At 50.0% G+C, this 4750-nt stretch carries 1 tRNA gene and 3 rRNA genes; all 4 read right to left on the minus strand.

Annotated elements, in window-relative coordinates:
* Nucleotides 1-116: ribosomal RNA gene (gene rrf / locus BTU61_RS10175) — 5S ribosomal RNA — on the minus strand.
* Nucleotides 117-194: 78 nt separating this feature from the next.
* Nucleotides 195-3096: ribosomal RNA gene (locus tag BTU61_RS10180) — 23S ribosomal RNA — on the minus strand.
* A 121-nt stretch (nt 3097-3217) separates the two neighbouring features.
* Nucleotides 3218-3290, minus strand: a tRNA-Ala gene (locus BTU61_RS10185).
* Nucleotides 3291-3343: 53 nt separating this feature from the next.
* Nucleotides 3344-4750 (minus strand): 16S ribosomal RNA (locus BTU61_RS10190); the annotation flags it as partial.

The following is a 4750-nucleotide window of genomic DNA, read 5'->3' on the forward strand; positions in this document are numbered from 1 at the left end:
GCTAAGCGACTTCCATATCTCACAGGGGGCAACCCCCAACTACTTCCGGCGTTCTAGGGCTTAACTACTGTGTTCGGCATGGGTACAGGTGTATCTCCTAGGCTATCGTCACTTAACTCTGAATGTTAAACATTCAAAATTGAATATCTATATTCTAACAAATTTCTAAACCTCTGTAAATATCCTCAGTTAATTTGGATAAGTCCTCGAGCTATTAGTATTAGTCCGCTCCATTGCTCACACAACTTCCACTCCTAACCTATCTACCTGATCTTCTCTCAGGGCTCTTACTAACATATAGTTATGGGAAATCTCATCTTGAGGTGGGTTTCACACTTAGATGCTTTCAGCGTTTATCCCTTCCCTACATAGCTACCCAGCGATGCTCTTGGCAGAACAACTGGTACACCAGCGGTAAGTCCACTCTGGTCCTCTCGTACTAGGAGCAGATCCTCTCAAATTTCCTACGCCCGCGACGGATAGGGACCGAACTGTCTCACGACGTTCTGAACCCAGCTCGCGTGCCGCTTTAATGGGCGAACAGCCCAACCCTTGGGACCGACTACAGCCCCAGGATGCGACGAGCCGACATCGAGGTGCCAAACCTCCCCGTCGATGTGAACTCTTGGGGGAGATAAGCCTGTTATCCCCAGGGTAGCTTTTATCCGTTGAGCGATGGCCCTTCCATGCGGAACCACCGGATCACTAAGCCCGACTTTCGTCCCTGCTCGAGTTGTTGCTCTCGCAGTCAAGCTCCCTTATACCTTTACACTCTGCGAATGATTTCCAACCATTCTGAGGGAACCTTTGGGCGCCTCCGTTACCTTTTAGGAGGCGACCGCCCCAGTCAAACTGCCCGTCAGACACTGTCTCCGATAGGGATCACCTATCCGGGTTAGAGTGGCCATAACACAAGGGTAGTATCCCAACAACGCCTCCATCGAAACTGGCGTCCCGATCTCTATGGCTCCTACCTATCCTGTACATGTGGCACAGACACTCAATATCAAACTGCAGTAAAGCTCCATGGGGTCTTTCCGTCCTGTCGCGGGTAACCTGCATCTTCACAGGTACTAAAATTTCACCGAGTCTCTCGTTGAGACAGTGCCCAAATCATTACGCCTTTCGTGCGGGTCGGAACTTACCCGACAAGGAATTTCGCTACCTTAGGACCGTTATAGTTACGGCCGCCGTTTACTGGGGCTTCAATTCATACCTTCGCGTTACCGCTAAGCACTCCTCTTAACCTTCCAGCACCGGGCAGGCGTCACCCCCTATACATCATCTTACGATTTAGCAGAGAGCTGTGTTTTTGATAAACAGTTGCTTGGGCCTATTCACTGCGGCTGACTTTAAGCCAGCACCCCTTCTCCCGAAGTTACGGGGTCATTTTGCCGAGTTCCTTAACGAGAGTTCTCTCGCTCACCTGAGGCTACTCGCCTCGACTACCTGTGTCGGTTTGCGGTACGGGTAGAGTATGTGTAACGCTAGAAGCTTTTCTTGGCAGTGTGACATCACTAACTTCGCTACTAAACTTCGCTCCCCATCACAGCTCAATGTTATAGAATTAAGCATTTAACTCAATTCACACCTCACTGCTTAGACGTGCACTTCCAGTCGCACGCTTTAGTTAGCCTACTGCGTCCCTCCTTCACTACATACTCTAGTACAGGAATATCAACCTGTTGTCCATCGGATACACCTTTCGGTCTCTCCTTAGGTCCCGACTAACCCAGGGCGGACGAGCCTTCCCCTGGAAACCTTAGTCTTACGGTGGACAGGATTCTCACCTGTCTTTCGCTACTCATACCGGCATTCTCACTTCTATGCGTTCCAGCGCTCCTCACGGTACACCTTCGCCACACATAGAACGCTCTCCTACCATACCATTAAAGGTATCCACAGCTTCGGTAAATTGTTTTAGCCCCGGTACATTTTCGGCGCAGGGTCACTCGACTAGTGAGCTATTACGCACTCTTTGAATGAATAGCTGCTTCTAAGCTAACATCCTAGTTGTCTGTGCAACCCCACATCCTTTTCCACTTAACAATTATTTTGGGACCTTAGCTGGTGGTCTGGGCTGTTTCCCTTTCGACTACGGATCTTAGCACTCGCAGTCTGACTGCCGACCATAATTCTTTGGCATTCGGAGTTTATCTGAGATTGGTAATCCGGGATGGACCCCTCACCCAAACAGTGCTCTACCTCCAAGAATCTTGATGTCGACGCTAGCCCTAAAGCTATTTCGGAGAGAACCAGCTATCTCCAAGTTCGTTTGGAATTTCTCCGCTACCCACAAGTCATCCAAGCACTTTTCAACGTGCCCTGGTTCGGTCCTCCAGTGAGTTTTACCTCACCTTCAACCTGCTCATGGGTAGGTCACATGGTTTCGGGTCTACGACATAATACTAATTCGCCCTATTCAGACTCGGTTTCCCTACGGCTCCGTCTCTTCAACTTAACCTCGCATCATATCGTAACTCGCCGGTTCATTCTACAAAAGGCACGCTCTCACCCATTAACGGGCTCGAACTTGTTGTAGGCACACGGTTTCAGGTTCTATTTCACTCCCCTCCCGGGGTGCTTTTCACCTTTCCCTCACGGTACTGGTTCACTATCGGTCACTAGAGAGTATTTAGGGTTGGGAGATGGTCCTCCCAGATTCCGACGGGATTTCTCGTGTCCCGCCGTACTCAGGATACTGCTAGGTATAAAGACTATTTAAAATACGAGGCTCTTACTCTCTTTGGCCTACCTTCCCAGGTAGTTCTTCTATAGTCTTTAAGTCCACATTGCAGTCCTACAACCCCGAAGAGTAAACTCTTCGGTTTGCCCTCCTGCCGTTTCGCTCGCCGCTACTCAGGCAATCGCGTTTGCTTTCTCTTCCTGCAGCTACTTAGATGTTTCAGTTCACTGCGTCTTCCTCTTCCTATCCTTAACAGATAAGAGTACTAGCCATTAGCTAGTGGGTTCCCCCATTCGGACATCCCCGGATCAGTGCTTACTTACAGCTCCCCGAGGCATTTCGTCGTTTGTCACGTCCTTCTTCGGCTTCTAGTGCCAAGGCATCCACCGTGCGCCCTTATTAACTTAACCTTATTTTTGGTCTTATGACCTTAACTCTTTAAATTTTTACAGCGTTTCGGTTTATTTTCTTGTTACTATTTGATATAGATATTCAATTTTCAATGTTCAACTTAACACCCTTAGGTGTTAATGGAGCCTAGCGGGATCGAACCGCTGACCTCCTGCGTGCAAAGCAGGCGCTCTCCCAGCTGAGCTAAGGCCCCACAAGACCTCTCAAAACTAAACAAGACCAATGTACAGGTTTCCTTATCCTTAGAAAGGAGGTGATCCAGCCGCACCTTCCGATACGGCTACCTTGTTACGACTTCACCCCAATCATCTATCCCACCTTAGGCGGCTGGCTCCTAAAAGGTTACCTCACCGACTTCGGGTGTTACAAACTCTCGTGGTGTGACGGGCGGTGTGTACAAGGCCCGGGAACGTATTCACCGCGGCGTGCTGATCCGCGATTACTAGCGATTCCGACTTCATGTAGGCGAGTTGCAGCCTACAATCCGAACTGAGACTGGCTTTAAGAGATTAGCTTGCCGTCACCGACTCGCGACTCGTTGTACCAGCCATTGTAGCACGTGTGTAGCCCAGGTCATAAGGGGCATGATGATTTGACGTCATCCCCACCTTCCTCCGGTTTATTACCGGCAGTCTCGCTAGAGTGCCCAACTAAATGATGGCAACTAACAATAGGGGTTGCGCTCGTTGCGGGACTTAACCCAACATCTCACGACACGAGCTGACGACAACCATGCACCACCTGTCACCGATGTACCGAAGTAACTTCCTATCTCTAGAAATAGCATCGGGATGTCAAGACCTGGTAAGGTTCTTCGCGTTGCTTCGAATTAAACCACATGCTCCACCGCTTGTGCGGGCCCCCGTCAATTCCTTTGAGTTTCAACCTTGCGGTCGTACTCCCCAGGCGGAGTGCTTAATGCGTTAGCTGCGGCACTAAACCCCGGAAAGGGTCTAACACCTAGCACTCATCGTTTACGGCGTGGACTACCAGGGTATCTAATCCTGTTTGCTCCCCACGCTTTCGAGCCTCAGCGTCAGTTACAAGCCAGAGAGCCGCTTTCGCCACCGGTGTTCCTCCATATATCTACGCATTTCACCGCTACACATGGAATTCCACTCTCCCCTCTTGCACTCAAGTTAAACAGTTTCCAAAGCGTACTATGGTTAAGCCACAGCCTTTAACTTCAGACTTATCTAACCGCCTGCGCTCGCTTTACGCCCAATAAATCCGGATAACGCTCGGGACCTACGTATTACCGCGGCTGCTGGCACGTAGTTAGCCGTCCCTTTCTGGTAAGATACCGTCACAGTGTGAACTTTCCACTCTCACACTCGTTCTTCTCTTACAACAGAGCTTTACGATCCGAAAACCTTCTTCACTCACGCGGCGTTGCTCGGTCAGGGTTCCCCCCATTGCCGAAGATTCCCTACTGCTGCCTCCCGTAGGAGTCTGGGCCGTGTCTCAGTCCCAGTGTGGCCGATCACCCTCTCAGGTCGGCTATGTATCGTTGCCTTGGTGAGCCGTTACCTCACCAACTAGCTAATACAACGCAGGTCCATCTCTTAGTGATGCAATTGCACCTTTCAAGTCAACTTCATGCAATGTCGACTGTTATGCGGTATTAGCTATCGTTTCCAATAGTTATCCCCC

The organism is Streptococcus lactarius, assembly GCF_016642265.1.
In the GTDB taxonomy this organism is placed as follows: Bacteria; Bacillota; Bacilli; order Lactobacillales; family Streptococcaceae; genus Streptococcus; species Streptococcus lactarius.